We start from the raw sequence: 19,404 nt of genomic DNA on the forward strand, positions 1-19,404 counted from the left end.
GCCGACCAGGGAAGGAGAGCGCATGTCGGACCGAGAAACCGTGCCGGGCACGGTCGTGGTCGGAGTGGACGGCTCGGAAGGCAGCCTGCACGCCTTGGACTGGGCGATTGACGCTGCCGCGGGGCGCGGGGCCACGCTGCGCCTGGTGTATGCGATGGGGCTGCCGCTCGTCACCGTCCCGCTGGGAGGACCGATCCGCACCGCCCCTTCCCCGGAAGTCTCTCAAGCAGCAAAAGCGCTCCTTGAAGAAGCGCTGCGGCGCGTCCAGGAGGCCGCACCCAGCTTGCGGGCCGTCACCGAAGTGTCCCGGGCCGAAGCCCACCACGCCCTGCTGAAATCCGCGCAGGACGCGGAACTGCTCGTCGTCGGCTCCCGCGGGTACAGCGGGGTCGCGTCGCTCTTCCTCGGCTCGGTAGCGCAGCGTGTCGCCTCCCACGCCACCTGCCCGGTCGTGGTGGTGCCGCCGACCAGCCAGGAGGCCGCGGCCCGCCGCGGCCGTGTCGTCGTGGGCGTGGACGGCTCCGAGCATGCCGCTGCCGCGCTGCGGTTCGCGCTGGTCGAAGCGGAACGGCTGCGCGCCGAACTCGTCGCTGTATACGCGTGGCAGGCGCCGGACGCCCCCGTCGACCCGTTCACCGTGCTGCAGGCCGACGTGGCAGTCGACCGGGAGCAGCAGGTCGCTCGGGCCCGCGAATGGCTGCTCCGCACCGTGGATGAAGCCCGGACCCCGCTCACCCAGCGGGTCCCGGTCCGTGTAGAAACCCCCGAGAAGCATCCCGCGGCAGCGCTGCTGGACGAAGGCGCCGACGCCGACCTGATCGTCGTCGGGTCGCGGGGCCGCGGCGGGTTCACCGGGCTGCTGCTCGGCTCGGTCAGCCAGCAAGTCCTGAACCACGCCGTCGTGCCCGTCGCTGTCGTGCGCGTCTCCTCGGCTGGTTGAGCCCGAGGCGCCCTGCTGCGGGGCGCCTCGCAGCGTTACCGTCCGGTGAGGGCGGCGCGCACCGCGCGGAACTTCGCCACGGTTTCCGCGAGCTCCGCCTGCGGGTCAGAGTCGGCGACGATCCCTGCCCCAGCGAAGAGGCGGGCCCGCGGCCCGGTGATCTGAGCGCAGCGCAGCGCGATCCCCCACTCCCCGTCGCCGCGCGCATCAATCCACCCCACCGGCCCGGCGTAGCGGTCGCGGCGCATTCCTTCCAATTCGCCGATGACGTCCATCGCTACCCGGGTCGGGGTGCCGCCCACCGCGGCAGTGGGATGCAGGGCCGCCAGCACTGGCAGGGTCGCCGTCTTTGCGGGGAGTACGGCCCGCACCGGGGTGGCCAAATGCTGCACGTTGGCAAGACGCAGCAGTTCGGGGTGGCGGGGCACGTCCAGTTCCGTGCAGAACGGGGCCAGCGACTCGCGCAGCGACTCCACCGCATAGGCGTGCTCTTCGACATCTTTCGCGGAAGTGAGCAGCGTTTTCGCGAGCACAGCGTCGTCGTCCGCGGTGGCCCCCCGCGGCGCGGTCCCCGCCAGCACCAGCGACTCCAGGCGGGTGCCGGTACGGCGCAGCAACAGTTCCGGGGTAGCCCCGGTCAGTCCCACCACCGAGTAGACGTAGCAGTCCGGATAGTCGGCGGCCAGCCGCTGCAGCGGGGTGCGGACATCAATGGGATGGTCCGCTTCCGCGACAAGGTCGCGCGCCAGGACCACTTTCGCTAGCCCGGTGGTGTGGATGCGGTCCACGGCCTGGCTCACCACTGCGCACCACTCTGCTTCGCTGAGCGTGCCCGGCCGCCACCGCAGTGCCCCCACCGGGCGGGGTGGCGGCACGGCCGGCAGCGGGTCGGCTTCGTCACCCACCACGGTGAGCCACGTCTGCCCGTCCCGCCGTCCCACGACGACTCGCGGCAGGATGAGCGTGGATCCGGCGTCGCGGCCGTCGAACGTGAACGAGCCGAACACCACAGGTCCGCTACCCGGCACCCCCACGTCGTCGTCCACCACGATCGTCGAGAACAGCGATTCAAGCCATTCATCTGCCGCCGTGAACCGTTGAATGCCGGACCGCTCCGGCTCGGCGGGCAGTTCCAAGCGCGCCGCGACTCCCCACGCCACCAGTCCCTCACCCCGCCGAACCCACGCCAGCGGTGCGGCGGGAGGCAGCAGGTCGAGCAGAGCGCGCTGGTCACGCAAGGCAACGGTGCGTGCGGTCACACGTGCACCGGAGGTCGGAGAAATCACGAGGATGGAGTCTATGCTGCCGCCCTCTCCGGCCGACGCCGCCCCGCTGCCTCGCCCGGCTGTCCCGGCATGGGAGGGGGCGAAAGCCGTCTAGGCTTGCCAACGTTTACCCCTCTTCTACCGAAACGTGTCGTGGAGAACACCCCATGGGATGGTTGACCCGTGCCACTGCTGCCGTGATGCTGCTGTCTATGACGGCCGCATGCGGACCAGTCCCCGAGGGGGCCGTCCCCCGCGTGACTACTCCGACCACTGAAACAGGCGACGCCGCCGCATCTCCCGCACCGAGTGCCGCGGCAGAGCTCACGCCGATCCCCGAGGACTGCGCAACAGACCCGGCCTATCCGAAACGGCAGATGCGCGGCGTATGGCTCACCACCGTCCGCAACATCGACTGGCCTTCCGAGCCCGGGCTGAGCCCTCAACAGCAGCAGGAGGAGCTCACCGCTTTTCTGGACCGCGCTGTCGAACTCGGGTTGAACGCGGTGTTCTTCCACATTCGCCCCACAGCGGACGCGGTCTACGCCTCAGACAAGGAACCGTGGGCCCGCTACCTGACCGGCACCCAGGGCGGCGACCCCGGCTACGATCCGCTGGAATTCGCGGTCGCAGAAGCCCACACACGCGGCCTGGAACTGCACGCCTGGTTCAACCCCTACCGGGTGGGGTGGCGGGAAGCCGACCTGGAGCACCTTGCCGACGACCATCCAGTGCGCCGCAACCCGGAGTGGATGATCGTCTACGACGACCAGGGCTACCTCGACCCCGGCAACCCCGAAGTCCGCGAATGGGTGGTCGACGTGGTCGCGGATGTCGTGGAACGCTACGACGTCGACGGGGTGCATTTCGACGACTACTTCTACCCGTACCCTGCCTCAGGGGAGACGTTCGACGACGACGCCAGTTGGCAGGCCCACGGCGACGGTTTCCCCGACCGGGACGCGTGGCGGCGCGACAACGTCAACCAGCTCATCCGGCAGGTGCACGAACGCGTCCACGACATCAAACCGTGGGTGCGGTTCGGGGTGAGCCCGTTCGGGATCTGGCGCAACCGCAGCAGCGACCCTTCCGGGTCGGCCACCAGCGGCCTGCAGTCGTACGACGCGCTGCACGCCGACACCCGCACGTGGATCCGCGAAGGCTGGATCGACTACGTGGTCCCGCAACTGTACTGGCCGCAAGGGTTCGCCGCCGCTGACTACGCGGTCCTCGCGCCGTGGTGGGCCGAGGAAGTGGCGGGCACGGGAGTGGACTTGTACATCGGCCAGGCCGCCTACCGGGTGGGGGAGGACGGCTGGAAAGGTGCGGACGCCCTCGCAAAACAGCTCGACTTCAACACGCAGCACCCGGAGATCACCGGCGACATCTATTTTTCGATGAAGGACCTCAACGGCCGGGCCCGCACAGCCATAGAGCAGGTGGCTGCCAACCACTATGCGCGCCCTGCGCTGCCCCCCGTCGCGAGCGGCGCGTCAGGACAGCCCGCCCCGGTGCGCGACCTCGTCGCCGACACCGGTGAAGACGGGGTGACCTTGCGGTGGGAAGGCGACGCAGACCACCGGTGGTACGCGGTCTACCGGGTGCCCGCAGACACGGACGCGTGCGCCCTCGCCGACGCCAAGCACCTGGTCGCGGTGCTCGGCGGCGACCAGCACACCTACCGCGATCCGGCACCGGGAAATGAAGCAGTGCGCTACCACGTGACAGCGGTGGACGCGTTCCGCGTGGAAAGTGTCCCCTCCGCGGGGGTGGTCGTGAACCCGAGGTGAGCGAAGACCAACCTTTCAGTTAGGTCTGGGCGGCCTAGGCCTGGTATCGCCCCGTCGCCGAACGGATAAGAAACTGGGTAACACCGCACACACGCGCAGACGCGCACCGGTGCTGGTCCCCAGTCGGTGAAGGAGGGCGCCATGTCGTTGCGGGAGAACGAGAGACGCATCCTGGCGGAGATCGAACACCAGCTCAGTACCGACGATCCGGAGCTCGCTGAGGCACTGGCCTCTTTCGACGGGGGCGACCGCTTCTCATCAGAAGAGATCGCGGAGACGTGGAAGCCGTGGGCGATCTGCGCGGCGATCGCGTCCGTGGTGGCAGGGCTGCTCGTCGTCCTGTTCCTCGCGATCCCCGGCCCGCAGCCCAGCGGGGAGGATGCGCCGTCGCCGCGCCCCAACGGGATGGTGATGCAGATGCGCGTCCGGTAACCGGGAAGCAGGCCCGTGACGGTGCCGGCCTGCCGTGCCTCCCGGTCACAGCCCTTCCAAGAAGCGCCGGGCCACCGGAGCGGCGGCTTTCGCCCCGCTACCACCGTCCTCGACGAGTACCGCGAAGGCCACGTCGCCTTCGAAACCGACGAACCAGCCGTGCGCGGACATTTCCTCGTCTTCCACGTATTCACCGTATTCGGCGGTGCCGGTCTTCCCGTGCACGTCCCCGGAAAAGCCGACGTTCTTAGCGGTGCCGTCAGTGACGACCGCACGCATCAAGGTGCGCAGCTGCTCGGCAGCGGGCACCGGGACCGGGTCGGGAAGGCCCGCCGGGGCCGGGTCGGTGACCAGCACCGGGGGACGCCAGTGCCCGTCGGCCACCGCCGCGGGAATCGTCGCCATGTGCAGCGGCGAGGTCAGGATCTGTCCTTGCCCGATGCTCGCGGCAGCCAGCAGGGTGTCGCTGTCCGGGGTCGGGAACGACGGCGTCAACGCGGGCACCCCGAGGCTCAGGTCGCGGTTGAACCCGTACCGTTCGGCCGCGGCAGTCAAGGAGCCGCCGTCCAACCGGTGGACCACCTCGGAGATCAGCGCGGTGTTGCAGGAGGTGGCGAACGCTTCCGTGACGCTCTGCTCACCGTAGGCGGCGTCTCCCGCGTTCTTGAACGGCCACCCTCCCACGGTGACGGTCTCCGCGCAGTCCAGGGTGGCGTCCATGCCCATCCCGGCGTCCAGCAGTGCGTCGTAGGAGATGATCTTGAACGTGGAGCCAGGAGCGTACTGGCCTTCCAAAGCCCGGTTGAACCCGCCTGGAACATTCGCCACGGCCAGCACTTCCCCCGTCGACGGCCGGACCGCTACCAGGGCAGTGGCTTTACGCTGTCCGATCACGGCGTCGACCGCGGCCTGCTGCACCGCCATGTCGATGGAGAGGGTGACGTCCTGGCCGGGACTGCCTTCGATAGTGCCGACCACCGCCGCATCCTCCGGCTCCCCTTCAGGCGGCGCCCCCTGGTCGACGACGTGGATCACCGTGGTCGGCGTCCCCGCGAGCCGATCCTGCTGCGACCGCTGGATGCCGCTCTTCCCCACCGGGTCGCCCTCCTGGTAGGCGGGGCCGAGCTCCGCCGCGTCCTCAGCGGTGGCGGGGCCGACCTCCCCGACGATCATCTGGATTGACCCGGACACGTCAGAGGTGTCCACGGGGGTGCCGTCGGCGGCCCGCACCCGGCCGCGCTCCCCCCACGCGTTGGTGCGCGCCAACGTCTGGCCGGGACCCAGCTCCGGGTGCAGCACTGCGGGACTGAAGTCGACCTTCCACTGGCCGTCGATCCGCTGGAGCGGCAGCTCCCCGTCGTAGGTCCACGTCCCGCTGTGGCTCAAGGTGAACGTGGCAGTAAAGGGAACAGTGGCTGTGTCCCCGTCCACCACCGCTTCCCCCGTGGTCACCTCGACCGACTCCACTCCCAGGTTCTCTGCCACCTCGGTGTAGAACGCGGACGCCTCCGAGGAGGTCGCCCACTGGTCGAGCGTGGAGTAGTCCCCCGACGTCCAGGCCGCCACATACGCGTCAGCGGTCTCTTCGGGGACCGGGCGGGAGGACAGGTACCAGTAGACGCCGCCGCCCAGCAGCGCCGCCACGAGGACCGCGGCGAGCACGGAGAACAGGAGGCCGCGCCGGGACCGCCGCGGAGCTGGGGCGGGACGCGCACTCCCTGGGAGAGGTCCCTCCCCGCGAGCGGGCCCGGCGCTCTGAACGTGCCAGGAAGCGGGAGTCTCCCTAGGGAGGCGGTACGGGCTGTGAGGGAAACCGTGTGAGGGTGCGCCCCCCGGCGCAGGACGGTGCCCGCTGCCCGGGGCAGGGGGCGGGGGCTGCGGCTGGTAGGGACGTTCCCGGAAGATCCCTTCGTCGTCCACGCTCAAAAGTAGTGTCCTTAAGATCGGGGTCGGTATGGGGAGCAGGCCCCGCGGGGAAGGACATACGGGGCGGAAGAGCGCACTGGTGCGGCTGCTGCGCAGCAGAGAGCACGGCGCCGTCCCCTGGGACCGTGCGGACCGCGCCCGGAGTTTCCGCGTCAGAGCCCGGGCACGCCACGACCCGGAGTACCACACCAGTCAAGCAGAGATTAACCCATGGCCCAGGCGGGGTGCGGCCCCGCCGTCCCCGTGCCGTCCCACTGCAGGGCGCGGGCAGGGGAGTGGCGCCGGGCTATGCGGCCAGGCCCCGCTGCTGGGCGAGCTCCGCTTTGACCGAGGCGGCGAACCGCGGCACCTGCTCTTGTCCGGAGAGTTTCTGGATCGCGGCCATCACCGCATCAGTGGCTTCCCGCCGGGCCCGAGCCCGGCCCGCCTGGCCTGCCCACGGCGACAGGTCCACCGGCTCCCCGAACCGCACCCCGATCCGGCGGAACGAGGGGATGCGGCGCCCCGCGGGCAGGATACGGTTCGTGCCCACGAGGGCCGCCGGGACCACCGGGGCGCCGGAGGTCAGCGCCAGCCACGCCAGCCCGGTCTGCCCCTTGTAGAGGCGGCCGTCAGGCGAGCGGGTCCCCTCAGGGAAAATTCCGAAAACTCTGCCTTCGGCGAGCACGGCGAGACTGCGGTCCATTGCCTCCTGGGCGCTCTGCCCGGGGCGGCGGTCGACGGACACGTGCCCGACGGCACGCAGGGCACGGGTGAAGAGCCGCTGGGCCAGGTTGCCTTCGGCGAACAGCTCCTTTTTCGCGATGAAGACGACGGGGCGTGGCACGACCACGCTCAAGAAGAGCGGGTCGAGGTTGGACAAGTGGTTGCTGGCGAGGATCACGGGGCCGTGCGCGGGAATGTGGTGCAGGCCCTCCACGTGCAGGGGCCACAGGGCCCGGGTGGTCGGGGCTACAACGGCTTTCGCGGCATCGTAGAGCGTCAGCGGCACGGCCGGTCCCCTTCTGTTGTCACGTGCGCCACCGCGGAGAGCCGCGGGGGATTGACCTCGGCTTGGGCGGCACTTTACCGGGTGGGGGCAACAGCGCGGTCACGGGCAGCGGGGAAAGCCGGAGGTTCCTTCGCGCTACAGTGGTCTAGACCTATCGGGAAGAGACGAGGATCCACACCATGGCGCGTCTGATCGATGTCAGCCACCAGATCGTGGCTGGTATGACCACCTATCCAGGGCTTCCCGGCCCGGTCATCGACGACCACTTGTCGTTCGAGGACTCTCACGAGAACTACGCCCCAGGCACAGAATTCGAGATCCGCCGCATCTCGATGGTCGGCAACACGGGCACCTACCTGGACACTCCCTCCCACCGCTACCGCGACGGCTCCGACCTGGCCGACCTGCCCCTGGAGAAGGTCGCCGCGCTGCCGGGGAGGGTGATCGACGCCCCGGGCCGCGCCATCGGCCCCGAGGCTTTCGCCGGAGTGGACCTGGCCGGCCGGGCCGTGCTGCTGCGCACCGGATGGGACCGGTACTGGCGCACGGAAACCTACGGCTCCCCGGACCACCCCTACCTCACCGCGGAGGGAGCCAAGGCACTGGTGGATGCCGGAGCCACCCTGGTGGGGATCGACTCGGTCAACATCGACGACACCTCGGAGGCCAGTGGGGGAGCCCGCCCCGCGCATTCGATCCTCCTGGCTGCGGGAATCCCCGTGGTGGAGCACTTGTGCCTGCTCAACCAGCTTCCCGAGGAGGGATTCCAGTTCTTCGCGGTCCCGGTGAAAGTCCGCGGCATGGGCACCATGCCGGTCCGCGCCTTCGCTCTCGTCCCCTCCCCGTAGGAGGCCTCGGCCGGCTTCCGCGACAGCATACGGGCCGCGGCATCCTGCCCTGCGGGGGAGCAGCGCCACAGGTCACGGCTGTGCTGGCTGCCCCCCGTGGGGGTCGTCGGCCGCGGGCGCGGCCGGTACCGCGGCCCGCAGGCGGCGGAGCTCCGCCAGCGCCTCGTCGAGCTGCGCTTCGGCGCGTTCGGCGCGCCGCAGGGTCTGGGTCCGCGCCTCCTCCAACGCGGCCAGGCGTTCCGCGGCGGCCTGGCGTGCTTCGGCCAGCGAGGCGGTGAAGGCTTCGCGTTCGGCGCGGGCGCTGTCCCTGATGTGCGCGACTTCGTCGGTGAGCCGGTCGCGTTCCGCGCTCACCCGGGCGAGTTCCGCCGACAGGCGCTCCACCCGCTCTTCGGCCTGCCGGGCCTGCTCCGCAGCCCGATCGGCGTGCTCCTGCGCCGCTTGGCGGGCGGCCACGGCTTCGGTCAACTGCTCTTGCAACCGGTCCAACCGGGCCACGAGCTGCGCCCGCTCGGCCGCGGCTCGCTGTTCGACGTCGGCGATACGCTGCTGGGCCTGCTTGCGCTCCTGGGCGACGAGTGCTTCGGCTTCCGCGCGCGCCGCTGCCACCTGCTCCCGGGCTTCGATGCGGGCCGCCTCCCGGTCGGCGAGGGCAGCGTCGCGTTCCTCGGCACAGGACTGGGCCTCCGCGAGCGCCGCATCACGTTCCGCGACCGCGGCATCGCGTGCGGCTATCGCCTCGTCTGCCATGCGTTCCGCTGCCCCCGCCGCAGCCATCGCTGAGGCGGCAGCCTCCCGGGCCTGCTGGGCGTCGGCTTCCGCGGCGCGACGGGCCCGCTCTGCTGCCCGCCGCTTCTCCTCGGCGGCCAGGCGGGCCGCTTCCGCGTCGGCGACCTGGCGGGCCGCGGCAATACGCGCCGCCTCCACCTGGGCCTCAGCCGCGGCAGGATCCGTCATCGTGGTGAACGCCGCGGTGGCTTCCTGCAAGGTTGCGGTGAGCTGCTCGGCTTGGACCGCGAAACGCGTCAGGAGGTCTTCGGCGCGCAGCCGTGCTGCGGTGACCGGGGCGGCCTCGGCGTGGGCGGGTGCGGCCGCGGCCGCAGCGGCCCCGTCGGCCGGTCGCTGGGATACGGTCTGCTCACGCCGCTCCTGTGCGGCCTGCGCCTCCTGCTGGAGGCGCTGCCGCTCCCGCCAGGCACGCCACCGCGTGTGTTCGGGAAGGTCGCAGTACTGCGGGGGGCGTCCCGGGGAGGAGGAGCGCATGACGGGACGGGTACAACCGGGGAAGTTACACAGGGCGGAGTCGGTTTCGGCCACGCCGACGAGCCTAACGGCTGCGGGGGGACTGCGGGGGCCAGCCACACCGGGCAGCACAGCCAGGCGCGGGGGAGCAGCGGGGAAGCAGCCCGGCGGTGCTCCTGGGATTCCTGTAGACAGGCCGCGGCGGCCGAAGCCAGCCTGGTCTTCGGCCGCCGCACACAGCTCACTGCGTGCTGTTTAGTCGTGGGGGCCCACTCCGATACGCGACACCATCGTGGTCACAAACGGGCGGAAGCCTTGGCTTTCGTAGAAGCGGATGGCCGCCGAGTTCCCGGACACGGCAGGCAGCTCCAGGTCCCGCACACCGGTCTCGGCGAGCTGCCGACGGACCTCGTCAAGGAGGCCGCTGCCCACCAACTCCAAGGAGTAGTCAGGGTGCACCGCCAGGGTCTGGACGACCGCGACCCGGTCCCCGCGGTCCCACGAGCCGTGGTGCTCGTCGCGGATGGTCACCATCGCGTAGCCGACGTCGACCCCGTCGCTCTCCGCGATCACGGCGATCGTCTCCGGCTCGGACAGCCACTCCACATACCGCCGGCTGCGGCGACGCCACGATTCTTCCGCGCTCACCGTGCCGAGCAGGTCCTCCAGGTGCGAGGCGATCGTCGTGTGCTGCTGATGGAGGGGTTTCCACAGCTCGGCCAGCTCGTCTACCTCAAAGGGACCGATGTAGCGGAAACGCAGCACGCCCGAAAACCCGGAACGGGTTTTGGTGTCCAACGAAGTTTGCATTTTTTCTCACCTGCTCCTGATGGGGTGATGCGTGTCGCGCAGCGGCGATCGTCCCTTTCAATGCCTGTATGAGCGCTGGTTATGAGCCTACTTGCTTGTTTCTGCAAGAGTGGCGACGGGGCTTGGAAAAGGATGCTCCTCGTACCTAAAAGAAAAATTTTGTCATTTTTAACAGATGGTTGGGTGTGAGGGGGATCTCTTCGGGCTCTCTCCGTCGCCGCGCAGGAACGGAACGTTGCGGTGGGCGTGCAGTGGATCACGTCTGCACTGCTCAGCGGGAAAACGCGAGCTCCCCAGACGGCTGGCCGTCTGCCGGAAAACCCGCCCAGCCAGCAGACCGGGGCGGGGTGCAACCTTTCCGGCAGTTGCGGGGTTACCCGGATGTGAGCACTATCGCAGCGACCGTCGTCGGTGTCGCCACGGAGCTACCGAGCTGGCCGCCCTGCCTCGCCCTCGCTGCCCGTGGTGGCCAAATCCTCCCGGAGGAGCATGCGGATGTGGCCGTGCTGAGCAGGCCTGCGACGGCGCCCGGCGCCGCGCAGGGGCAGGAGTGCACCACCGCAGCGGTGCGCCACTGTGCACCGCGCACGGTACGCCCGGCGGAGCGCCGTGCACGGCGCACGGAAACCACCAGCAGGAAATTTCATAGGATGAGCCCATGATTGACGTCCGGCGGTTGCAGGTGCTGCGCGCCTTCGCCGAGCACCACACCGTGGCGGCGACCGCGGAAGCGCTGGGGGTCACTCCCTCAGCGGTCTCCCAACAGCTCGCCGCATTGGCCAAGGAAACCGAAGTCCCCCTGGTGGAGCGGAGTAACCGCCGATTCGTGCTCACCGGGGCGGGGCGCGTCCTGCTGGAACGCGCTCAGGTCATCTTCGCTGAACTGGAGCGCGCCCAAGCCGACCTCGCCCGGTACGCCGAAGGATCACTCGGATCCGTGCGGGTAGGCGCTTTCGCCACCGGCATCTCCAACCTCGTCGCCCCCGCCGTGGCCCGGCTGCGCCACACCCATCCGGGTTGGGACTTCTCTGTCATCCAGGCCGAACCCGAACACAGCACCGAACTGCTGTGCACCGGCGAGATCGACATCGCTGTCACCATGTCCTCGCCGCATCTGCCCGCGACCGGAAGCCCCGGGTTCCAGTTCCACCCGGTGATGGTGGAACCCCTGGACGTGGTCCTGCCCTACGAGCACCCGCTGGCGACCAAGATGGAACTCGACCTGGCCACCGACCTCAACGACGCCGACTGGATCATGTCCGCCCCCGGCACCGTCTGGTTCGACACCGTGGCCGCCGCCTGCCACCAGGCCGGATTCCATCCCCGCAGCACCCACGTCGTCACCGACTTCAGTGCGGCGTTCGCTCTCGTCGCCGCAGGACTGGGCGTGTCCATGGTGCCCCGGCTGGCCTGGCACGGGATAGCGATCGCCCACATGGTGGTGCGTCCGGTCCGCAACGGTCCGCGCCGCCACGTCCTGGCCGTCACCCGCAGCGGGGCGAACCCCGAGCCGCTACTCACCGCGATGCGGGAAGCCGCGCACCGGATCACTGTCCCCGCGGGCCGGTTCGTCCTCAGCGCCTGACCCGTCCGCAGCCGCCCCCTCGGAAAACCCACTCGCCACCGGGTCCAGCACGTGGCGGGCAGCCCGGTGGATCGCGTGGGCGACGACGTGCAGCGGCCGCCACGCCCACGCCCCGGTACGGGCCACCAGGGAGATGCGGCGCTCTCCCGCCAGCTCGCCCAGCGGGGTATGCACCACCCCGGGGTGGGGCGGGGACGCAGCCAGCTTCGGCAGGAGCCCCACCCCCCATCCAGCGGCCACCACCGCGCTGAGCGCCTCCAACGTGTCGATGCGATGCCGGATCTGCGGTCGGAAGCCCGCGTCCGCGCACATCCGGAGCACAAGCTCGTCGTCGTCGCTTCCGCGCGAGTTGGCGATCCACGACGCGTCGGCCAAGGCACGCAGCCGCTCCCGCGTCATGGTCGCCCCGCTCGGGTTGCTCGCCGTCGGCTCGGCGAGGAACAAGGGTTCCCGCCCCACCGGGTGCACGGTGAGCCCTTCCGGAATGCGGCGGGGGACCAGCGTGTACTCGTAGATCAGCCCAAGGTCGGCCTCCCCGCTCAGCAGGAGGTCCAACGCCTGGTCCGGTTCGTGCTCGATCAGGCGCACCTCGAGTCCCGGGTGCTGCTGGCGCAACTGCTCCATGGCGGGCAGGATCACGGGGACCGTCATGCTGACGAACGTCACCAGGTTGATGCGGCCCACCGGCGGCCCTTCACCTGCCATTTCGGCTCGCGCCGCCTCGACGCGCTCCAGGATGTCCCGCGCATGCTCGGCGAGCCGGCGCCCCGCGGGGGTCAACCGGACCCGACGGCCGTCCGGAACGAGGAGGCGCACCCCTGCTTCCCGCTCCAATACGGCCAAATGCTTGGACACCGCCGAGGTGCCCATGCCCGTGACCTCGGAGACCGCCGTCATCGTCCCCAGCCGCCGCAGTTCTACCAGCAGTCTCAGCCGTGTCAGGTCCATCCTTCAACCGTAGAAGAAGGCGTGCGCAAGGCGGAATGTTTCGACCCCGCGCACGCCTTCTTCTACGGATGAAAGACCTCAGGCAGCGAGCTGGAAGAAACGCGCCCGCAACAGGTTCGACAGCGCCTCGTCGAGCCGGCTGAGGAGCGCCGTGTCATCGAGGCGGCGGAACGCCCGGACATCGGGGTGGGTGGGGTGGGAAGTGAGCCAGTCCTCACCCACCAGGTCAACCACGGCAGTGCGGAGGGCGTCCAGTTTCTCCCGCAGGGTGCCGGGAGCTTGGGAGAGCGCGGTCTCGCACGCAGCGAGCGCGTGGAACAGGGAGAGCAGTCGCAGATGAGTGACGTCGTCCTTGGCCTCGCGCAGGGTGTGCTCGGCGATCGCGCGCGTCCGGCGGAAAGGGTTCAGCGTTCGCGTCGCCGATGGCTCAACCTGGGTCAGCACCATTCTCCTCTCTCATCGTGGTGGGGCAGCCGTCCCGCGGTCGCGTGGCCGAAACAGCCGTGCGCGCCGCGTCCGAGGCGCTGGCACCTCCGGATCCGAGAGGTTTGCGGTCCGCAAGGGGTCCTCCCGCGGCGGACCGGCCATCGAGTGGACATCGAAGGGGTGTGTCGGTCGGTCCGCGCGGTGCGCGGAGCCGCCTCCCGGTAGCTGCTCACCAAAGTTGATGTCCACCAACTCAATTTTTTACCGCCTCTTAAGTACGGCTAAACCTGGCACAGAGGTCAACACAATCCGCTGCACGACGTTCTGTTGCGTTCCGTTGCGCTGAGTGGGGGTGAAGCGCGGGTGTGGACGCTAGATCTTCCGCTAAAGAGAAACGATTCATCAACTAACGGTGCCTGGACGGAAACAGAGAATAGGAGACACAGTGGTGGGATGATCCTCTCTTTTGTCTCGTTGGTTCGGCATGCCCACCTGAGGGTCCCAGCCCCGCTGCTCACCGTCCTCAGCCTGGTCCTGCTGCACATGGGCAGCGCGGGAGCCGTGCACCTGTTCGCCATCGCGGGACCGCTCGAAGTCACCTGGCTGCGGCTGAGCTGGGCTGCGCTCCTCCTCTTCGCCGTCGGCGGGCGCCCCCTGCTCCGCGCGGCACGGGCCGCAACCTGGTCGGATCTCGCCGCTACCGCCGCCCTCGGCGTAGTCAGCGCGGGGATGACCCTCCTGTTCTCCCTCGCCCTCGACCGCATCCCGCTCGGCACCGCAGCCGCGATCGAGTTCCTCGGCCCCCTCACCGTCTCCGTGCTCGCCCTGCGCCGCCGCCGCGACCTGCTGTGGATCGTCCTCGCCGTAGCCGGAGTGCTCCTGCTCACCCGCCCGTGGCACGGGGAAGCCGACCTGCTCGGCATCGCCTTCGGCCTAGGCGGGGCCGTCTGCGTGGCGCTCTACATCGTCTTCTCCCAGACCGTCGGCTCCCGGCTGGGCGTCCTCCCCGGCCTCACCCTCGCAATGACCGTGTCCGCCCTGGTCACCGCCCCGCTGGGTCTGCCGGGGGCGATGGCGGCCGCCGACCGGCACCTGGTGGCAGCCACCCTAGGGCTCGCACTGATCTACCCCCTGCTGCCCCTCCTGCTGGAGATGGTGAGCCTGCAACGGATGAACCGCGGCACCTTCGGCATTCTCGTCTCCGTCGACCCCGCCATCGGGCTGCTCATCGGCCTGCTCCTGATCGGCCAGGTCCCCGTCCCCCTCCAAGTGGCGGGCATGGCCCTGGTGGTCGCCGCCGGGCTGGGCGCCACCAGAGGCACCAGCGGACGCACACGCGGAGGCGCAGACCCGCACGCCACCGACGGGGAGCCGGAAGACCGCACCCCGGACCGCCCTGCTCCCGACGACGCCGGGCACCACACCACCGACCCCGTCACAGTGTGACCATCATTACATCCCGGTGCGGGGCGGGGTGTGCCGCCCGGGTAACCGCAGTGTGGGCTGCAGCGGTACCAGGCCACCGAGGCGAAAACAGCCCGTAGCGGGCAGGGGAGCACGGAGTCAAGGCCCGATACGTCCGCGGACACCCCACACATCCGTTAGGGTCAGGCGCGACCATGAGCGCTAAAACTGACCTGGAACTGCTGCGCGCCTACGAACCCGTGCTGATGTTCACCCGGGGGGAGCTGTTCTTCCCCACGGACGTCGAAGCCTACGTGCGCTGCTGCAGTCTGTGGCTGGACCTTCCCGAAGGCGGGGAACGCGAAGTCGTCCCCGCCGGGGAACTCACCCTCGACCGGCTCGCCCGCGCCGACGCCGAATGGCCGGGCTACCGCCAGCACCTGCGATTCGTCCAAGAATCGTCGCTGCGGGCCGAAGCACGCCGCTTCCGCAGACGCGAACGGCCCGTCATCCCGAAAAGCGGACGCCTCGCCGCGGTCGGGGTCCTCGGCCGGATCGTGGACGTGCTGATGCGGCTCTCCCTCCTCATCCGAGGAGCCGTCCCCGGCGGGGTCGCAGCAGCCGCAGCCACCCGCTACCGCGACCGCATCGACACCGGCACCACCGCCACCTACTACGGCCGTGTCGTGCGGGAAGGCGGTTACGTCGTCCTGCAGTACTGGTTCTTCTACGCCATGAACGACTGGCGGTCGGTCTACGGCGGCGTCAACGACCACGAGGCCGACTGGGAGAAAGTCACCGTCTACCTGGTCGAAGAAGAGAACGGGGAGTACCGCCCCGTGTGGGTGGGCGCCTCCTCTCACGAATACCTCGGCGACGACCTGCGACGCCGCTGGGATGACCCGGAACTGCACCGCGACGGCAACCACCCGATCATCTACGTCGGGGCCGGATCCCACTCCCACCAGATGCTCCCCGGGGACTACCTCATCCAAGTCGACCCCGCCTTCCTCCGGGGAGTGCTGCGCGCCTGGCGGCGCTTCACCGCCCGCTTCCTGCCTTCCTCCAGCCGCCTCCGCGGCATCGGCGTGCCCTTCGTTGACTACGCGCGCGGCGACGGCGTCCGCGTCGGCCCCGGTGGAGAACGCACCTGGACCCCGGTCCTCATCGACGACACCACTCCCTGGGTCCGGGGCTACCGCGGACTGTGGGGCCGCAACACCCGGGACTGGTTCGACGGCGAACGCGCTCCCAGCGGCCCCCGATACGAACGCGACGGCACCGTCCGCCGCTCCTGGGCCGACCCCCTGTGGTGGGTCGGGCTCCACAAAGTCCCGCCGACCCCCGAGGATACGCGGGCCAGCCTCCAAGCCCACCTGGACGATCTCGACGCCCGCATCGCCGAAGCCGACGCCAAGATCGAAGAAGAGCGGGCTGCCCTGCGCCGCCTGGCCGCAGCCGAAATGGTGCTGAGTCGCCACGCCAGCGCTAAAGCGCGCGCCAAGGAGTACCGCGCCCGGATCGCCGAACTGGAACACTCCCTCGCCGCCCGCTACCGGGAACGCACCCACCTCGTGGACGAGCGGGAAATGCACCGCGCCGCACTGGCCAACGGCGACGTCCTCGAACCCCCGCCGCAGGCCCACCTCCGCTCCCCCCACCTGCCGTACGCCTCCGGCCGGCAGCACACCACCCGGTTCCTCCACGTGTGGGCGGCGATGAGCACACCGTTGCTGCTCACCGCGCTGGGCGTGGTCATGGTGGTACTGCGCGGCAGCCTGGCACTGCTGGCCGCGGTCGGCGTCGTCGTGCTGTTCGCCGCCTTCGACGCGCTCGCCCGCCGCCGCTTCCTCACCTTCCTGATCGGCTCGGCCTTCCTCGCCCTCGCGCTCGGCGTCGTGGGCGCGGTGATCGCGGCCTTCCTCATCAACTGGCGGATCACCGTCCTCGTGCCGATGACTTTGGCGGTCGTCAGCCTGCTCTACCTCAACGTGCGCGACCTGCTCCGCCGGTGAGCAGCCCTCAAACCGCTTCCGAGGACGACGCCCCGGCTGGGCCCCGCTCAGCCGGGGGCAGCCCGGAAGCACGCACGGTGATGTTGATCCGCCCCGACTCCAATCCGAGTGCCGGGTTGGCTGTGCCAGCGAAGACACGCGGCACGCCGTGGTAAGCCCAGCGGGACGGGCCGCCGAAGACGAAAAGGTCGCCGCTGCGCAGCTCCACGTCGGTGTACGGGCGGGTGCGGGTAGCGGTGTTCCCGAACCGGAACACGCAGGTGTCCCCCAGGCTCACCGAAACCACCGGGGCATCGGTGCGTTCGTCCGTGTCCCGGTGCATCCCCATCGTGGCTGTGGCCGCATAGAAGTTCACCAGCGCAACATCGTAGGCGGGAGCCGGGGCAGGGACCGTGCCGTAGGCGGCGGCCAGACCCCGCAACGCCAGCGTGGACAGCACCGGGGGCAGCGGGGGCACCGGTCGGCCGTCCGGCAGGGTCGCCGAATAGCGGTAGGGGCGCCAATACCAGCCCAGCGAGGTCATCGCGACACTCATGGTCCCGCCCCGGGTGCGGTGCCGGGTCATACCGCCGGGGCCGCGCATCCACTCGCGGCACAAGTCCACTAAAGCGCGCTGCTCCTCCAGGTCCAGCCATCCGGGAACGTGGACGGCACCCGGGGCGACCTCGACCCGGCCCGGGGAGAAGAGCGGTTCGTCCATAGCGAGCGGCCTCCTCAACCACCAAAACAAAATTGTGACGCATATCACTTCATTGCTGGGTGGCGTGGCGAATTCCACACCGCAGCGCAGAAAGGCCGGACCCCTCCACCGGAGGAGGAAGCACACGGCCCCGCTCGCCGCGCCGCGCACCGGCCCGCCACAGCCCGCATCCTTCCTGGTGGGCACGGGGACCGGTCCCGGAAACGTCGCGCAGCGCGGCCCCCGGCACCCTACTGCCCGCCACTGACGATCACGCCGCGGCGCCGGGCCGCTGTCCCGCACGCTGCTGCGGACCATCCCTCACGGAAGCGAATCCGCGCAGCTCCCATTACCACAGGGGCCGTATTAAGGTTGGGCATAGCGAGACTCGAGGCCGTCGGCCTTGGACTGTAGGAGGTGAGGCCAACCATGAGCCAACCTCCTAGTACCAACTAGTGCGGTGCCCCATTTCTCACGTTCCGCGCTGGTTCTCTCCAGCCCACACAGACTTCCGCTGTGATATCCGCCCCCGTCTCCGGAGGGCGTCGCAGGGCACGGCACTAGTTCCCTAGCCCTTTTCTCCAACTCTCTCTTTGTGGCGTGCGTCCCGTTTGCTGCGGTGGAGACGCACCCCACCGGTTGTCCCGAACCGTCGAACTCATCCGGGAGCTCCCATGTCGCAACGTCGTATGCGTTCGTGGCTGCCCAGCCTGCGTCCCGTTGCCTCGGTAAGCAAAGCGCACACCGACACGCCCGAATACGTCATGGACCCTCGAAGGGACCACGAAGCGACCACCCCGCCAGTCGAAGCCAGCGTCGTCGACGCCGCGATCTACATCGACGGCCGCCGCCAACCCTGCGAAGTCGAACTGGCCCGGCTGCGCGACCAGGTCGCCCAGCAGCCAGGAGCGATGGCCTGGCTGGGACTGCACCAGCCCTCCGAAGCCCAACTGCTCGCTCTTGCCGACCAGTTCGGTCTGCACGAGCTCGCCGTCGAAGACGCCATCGTCGCCCACCAGCGGCCCAAGCTCGAACGCTACGGCGACACCCTGTTCGTCGTGCTACGGGCAGCCCGCTACCTCGACACCACCGAAGAGGTGAGCTTCGGGGAGATCTACCTGTTCGTCGGCACCGACTTCGTCATCACCGTGCGCCACGGTCAGGCCCCCGACCTGTCCGCGGTACGCCGCCGTCTCGAAGACGACCCTGACCTGTTGAAGCTGGGCCCCGAAGCGGTGCTGTACGCGGTGATGGACGCGGTCGTCGACGGCTATGCACCGGTCATTGCCGGACTGCAGAACGACATCGACGAAATCGAAACCCAGGTGTTCAACCGGGACCCCCGGGTGTCCCGGCGCATCTACGAACTGTCCCGCGAAGTCATCGAATTCCAGCGGGCGGCCCGCCCTCTGCTGGGCATCCTCTCCGACCTGGAAGCCGGATTCGACAAGTACGGCACCAGCGAAGAACTCCAGCGCTACTTGCGTGACGTCGCCGACCACGCCACCACGGTCGCGGAACGGGTCGACGGTTTCCGTCAACTGCTCAACTCCATTCTCGCGGTCAACGCCACCCTGGTCAGCCAGGCCCAGAACGAGGAGATGAAACACCTCACCGAAGCCAGTTACGCCCAAAGTGAGGAAGTGAAGAAGATCTCCTCCTGGGCGGCTATCCTGTTCGCTCCTACCGTGGTCGGCGGTATCTACGGCATGAATTTCGACGTGATGCCGGAAACCCACTGGAAGTACGGCTACCCGATGGCGATCGGCCTGATGGTGGCGGTCAGCGTCGCCCTGTACGCGATCTTCAAACGCCGAGGCTGGCTATGAGGCCCGCCCTTGTCCCGGTGCGGCGACCCTACGCGCCGCACCGGGACAAGGGCGCCGTTTGCAGGAGAACACGGCTGAAGAGAGCGGCGGCAGCCGCGCTGCCCCTTCCCCTGGCCACGAACCCCAGGCGGGCTCCCGCAGCCCGGAGCTGCCGGCCCCGGCAAAGACTTTCCGGATGCGAGATAAGGGACTGGTCCGTTCCGCAATCCTCCCCTTGCCCTGCTGTGCTCTCCCGTCACTGAAACGGTCCGCAGGTAATGCGCCATTCCGCGAG

At 69.5% G+C, this 19,404-nt stretch carries 16 protein-coding genes; 8 read left to right on the forward strand and 8 right to left on the reverse strand.

Features of this window, described 5'->3' with window-relative positions; all coding sequences use genetic code 11:
* The first annotated feature begins 22 nt into the window (after positions 1–22).
* The gene (locus TFU_RS07005; protein ID WP_011291846.1) at positions 23–940 is read left to right on the forward strand and encodes a universal stress protein; all 918 of its coding nucleotides are present in this window, start codon (positions 23–25) and stop codon (positions 938–940) included.
* A gap of 35 nt (positions 941–975) precedes the next feature.
* Here TFU_RS07005 and TFU_RS07010 read toward each other — a convergent pair whose 3' ends face one another.
* On the reverse strand, positions 976–2,199 hold the full coding sequence (locus TFU_RS07010; RefSeq protein ID WP_011291847.1) for an isochorismate synthase: 1,224 nt from the start codon (positions 2,197–2,199) through the stop codon (positions 976–978).
* 173 nt (positions 2,200–2,372) lie between these two features.
* Between TFU_RS07010 and TFU_RS07015 the strand changes: the two genes are divergently transcribed.
* Together TFU_RS07015 and TFU_RS07020 are read left to right on the forward strand one after the other, a co-directional pair.
* Complete coding sequence (locus TFU_RS07015; protein ID WP_011291848.1) at positions 2,373–3,995, forward strand: glycoside hydrolase family 10 protein; 1,623 nt, start codon at positions 2,373–2,375, stop codon at positions 3,993–3,995.
* Between the two features lie 141 nt (positions 3,996–4,136).
* Positions 4,137–4,427: a DUF3040 domain-containing protein gene (locus TFU_RS07020; RefSeq protein ID WP_011291849.1), complete on the forward strand. Its 291-nt coding sequence runs from the start codon at positions 4,137–4,139 to the stop codon at positions 4,425–4,427.
* A 45-nt stretch (positions 4,428–4,472) separates the two neighbouring features.
* Here the strand turns inward: TFU_RS07020 and TFU_RS07025 are convergent, their stop codons facing one another.
* Positions 4,473–6,089, reverse strand: a complete 1,617-nt coding sequence (locus tag TFU_RS07025; RefSeq protein WP_155983536.1) for a penicillin-binding transpeptidase domain-containing protein — start codon at positions 6,087–6,089, stop codon at positions 4,473–4,475.
* Between the two features lie 550 nt (positions 6,090–6,639).
* Positions 6,640–7,338, reverse strand: coding sequence for a lysophospholipid acyltransferase family protein (locus tag TFU_RS07030; protein ID WP_038043670.1), 699 nt, complete (start codon positions 7,336–7,338; stop codon positions 6,640–6,642).
* A 185-nt stretch (positions 7,339–7,523) separates the two neighbouring features.
* Here TFU_RS07030 and TFU_RS07035 point away from each other — a divergent pair, with 185 nt between their 5' ends.
* A complete protein-coding gene (locus tag TFU_RS07035; RefSeq protein WP_011291852.1) occupies positions 7,524–8,192 on the forward strand; it encodes a cyclase family protein in 669 nt (222 codons plus the stop codon).
* A 72-nt stretch (positions 8,193–8,264) separates the two neighbouring features.
* Here the strand turns inward: TFU_RS07035 and TFU_RS07040 are convergent, their stop codons facing one another.
* Positions 8,265–9,455 carry a hypothetical protein gene (locus TFU_RS07040; RefSeq protein WP_049754934.1) on the reverse strand — a complete coding sequence of 397 codons (1,191 nt, stop codon included), beginning with the start codon at positions 9,453–9,455 and terminating at the stop codon, positions 8,265–8,267.
* 234 nt (positions 9,456–9,689) lie between these two features.
* Entirely contained in the window at positions 9,690–10,244 is a 555-nt protein-coding gene (locus TFU_RS07045) for a GNAT family N-acetyltransferase (protein ID WP_011291854.1), read from the reverse strand.
* Between the two features lie 658 nt (positions 10,245–10,902).
* Here TFU_RS07045 and TFU_RS07050 point away from each other — a divergent pair.
* The gene (locus tag TFU_RS07050; protein ID WP_011291856.1) at positions 10,903–11,829 is read left to right on the forward strand and encodes a LysR family transcriptional regulator; all 927 of its coding nucleotides are present in this window, start codon (positions 10,903–10,905) and stop codon (positions 11,827–11,829) included.
* Here TFU_RS07050 and TFU_RS07055 read toward each other — a convergent pair.
* Complete coding sequence (locus TFU_RS07055) at positions 11,758–12,777, reverse strand: LysR substrate-binding domain-containing protein (protein WP_011291857.1); 1,020 nt, start codon at positions 12,775–12,777, stop codon at positions 11,758–11,760. The genes TFU_RS07050 and TFU_RS07055 overlap by 72 nt on opposite strands.
* 78 nt (positions 12,778–12,855) lie before the next feature.
* On the reverse strand, positions 12,856–13,224 hold the full coding sequence (locus tag TFU_RS07060) for a hypothetical protein (RefSeq protein WP_016188644.1): 369 nt from the start codon (positions 13,222–13,224) through the stop codon (positions 12,856–12,858).
* Between the two features lie 432 nt (positions 13,225–13,656).
* On the opposite strand from TFU_RS07060, the gene TFU_RS07065 reads away from it, so the two are divergent.
* Entirely contained in the window at positions 13,657–14,649 is a 993-nt protein-coding gene (locus tag TFU_RS07065; protein WP_011291859.1) for an EamA family transporter, read from the forward strand.
* Positions 14,650–14,822: 173 nt separating this feature from the next.
* Complete coding sequence (locus tag TFU_RS07070) at positions 14,823–16,622, forward strand: hypothetical protein (RefSeq protein ID WP_011291860.1); 1,800 nt, start codon at positions 14,823–14,825, stop codon at positions 16,620–16,622.
* Between the two features lie 7 nt (positions 16,623–16,629).
* Here the strand turns inward: TFU_RS07070 and TFU_RS07075 are convergent, their stop codons facing one another.
* Entirely contained in the window at positions 16,630–17,322 is a 693-nt protein-coding gene (locus tag TFU_RS07075) for an alpha-ketoglutarate-dependent dioxygenase AlkB family protein (protein ID WP_011291861.1), read from the reverse strand.
* 653 nt (positions 17,323–17,975) lie between these two features.
* Between TFU_RS07075 and TFU_RS07080 the strand changes: the two genes are divergently transcribed.
* The gene (locus TFU_RS07080; protein WP_011291862.1) at positions 17,976–19,130 is read left to right on the forward strand and encodes a magnesium and cobalt transport protein CorA; all 1,155 of its coding nucleotides are present in this window, start codon (positions 17,976–17,978) and stop codon (positions 19,128–19,130) included.
* Positions 19,131–19,404: the final 274 nt, after the last annotated feature.

Origin of the sequence: Thermobifida fusca YX (genome assembly GCF_000012405.1) — a bacterium.
GTDB classification, from domain to species: Bacteria; Actinomycetota; Actinomycetes; order Streptosporangiales; family Streptosporangiaceae; genus Thermobifida; species Thermobifida fusca.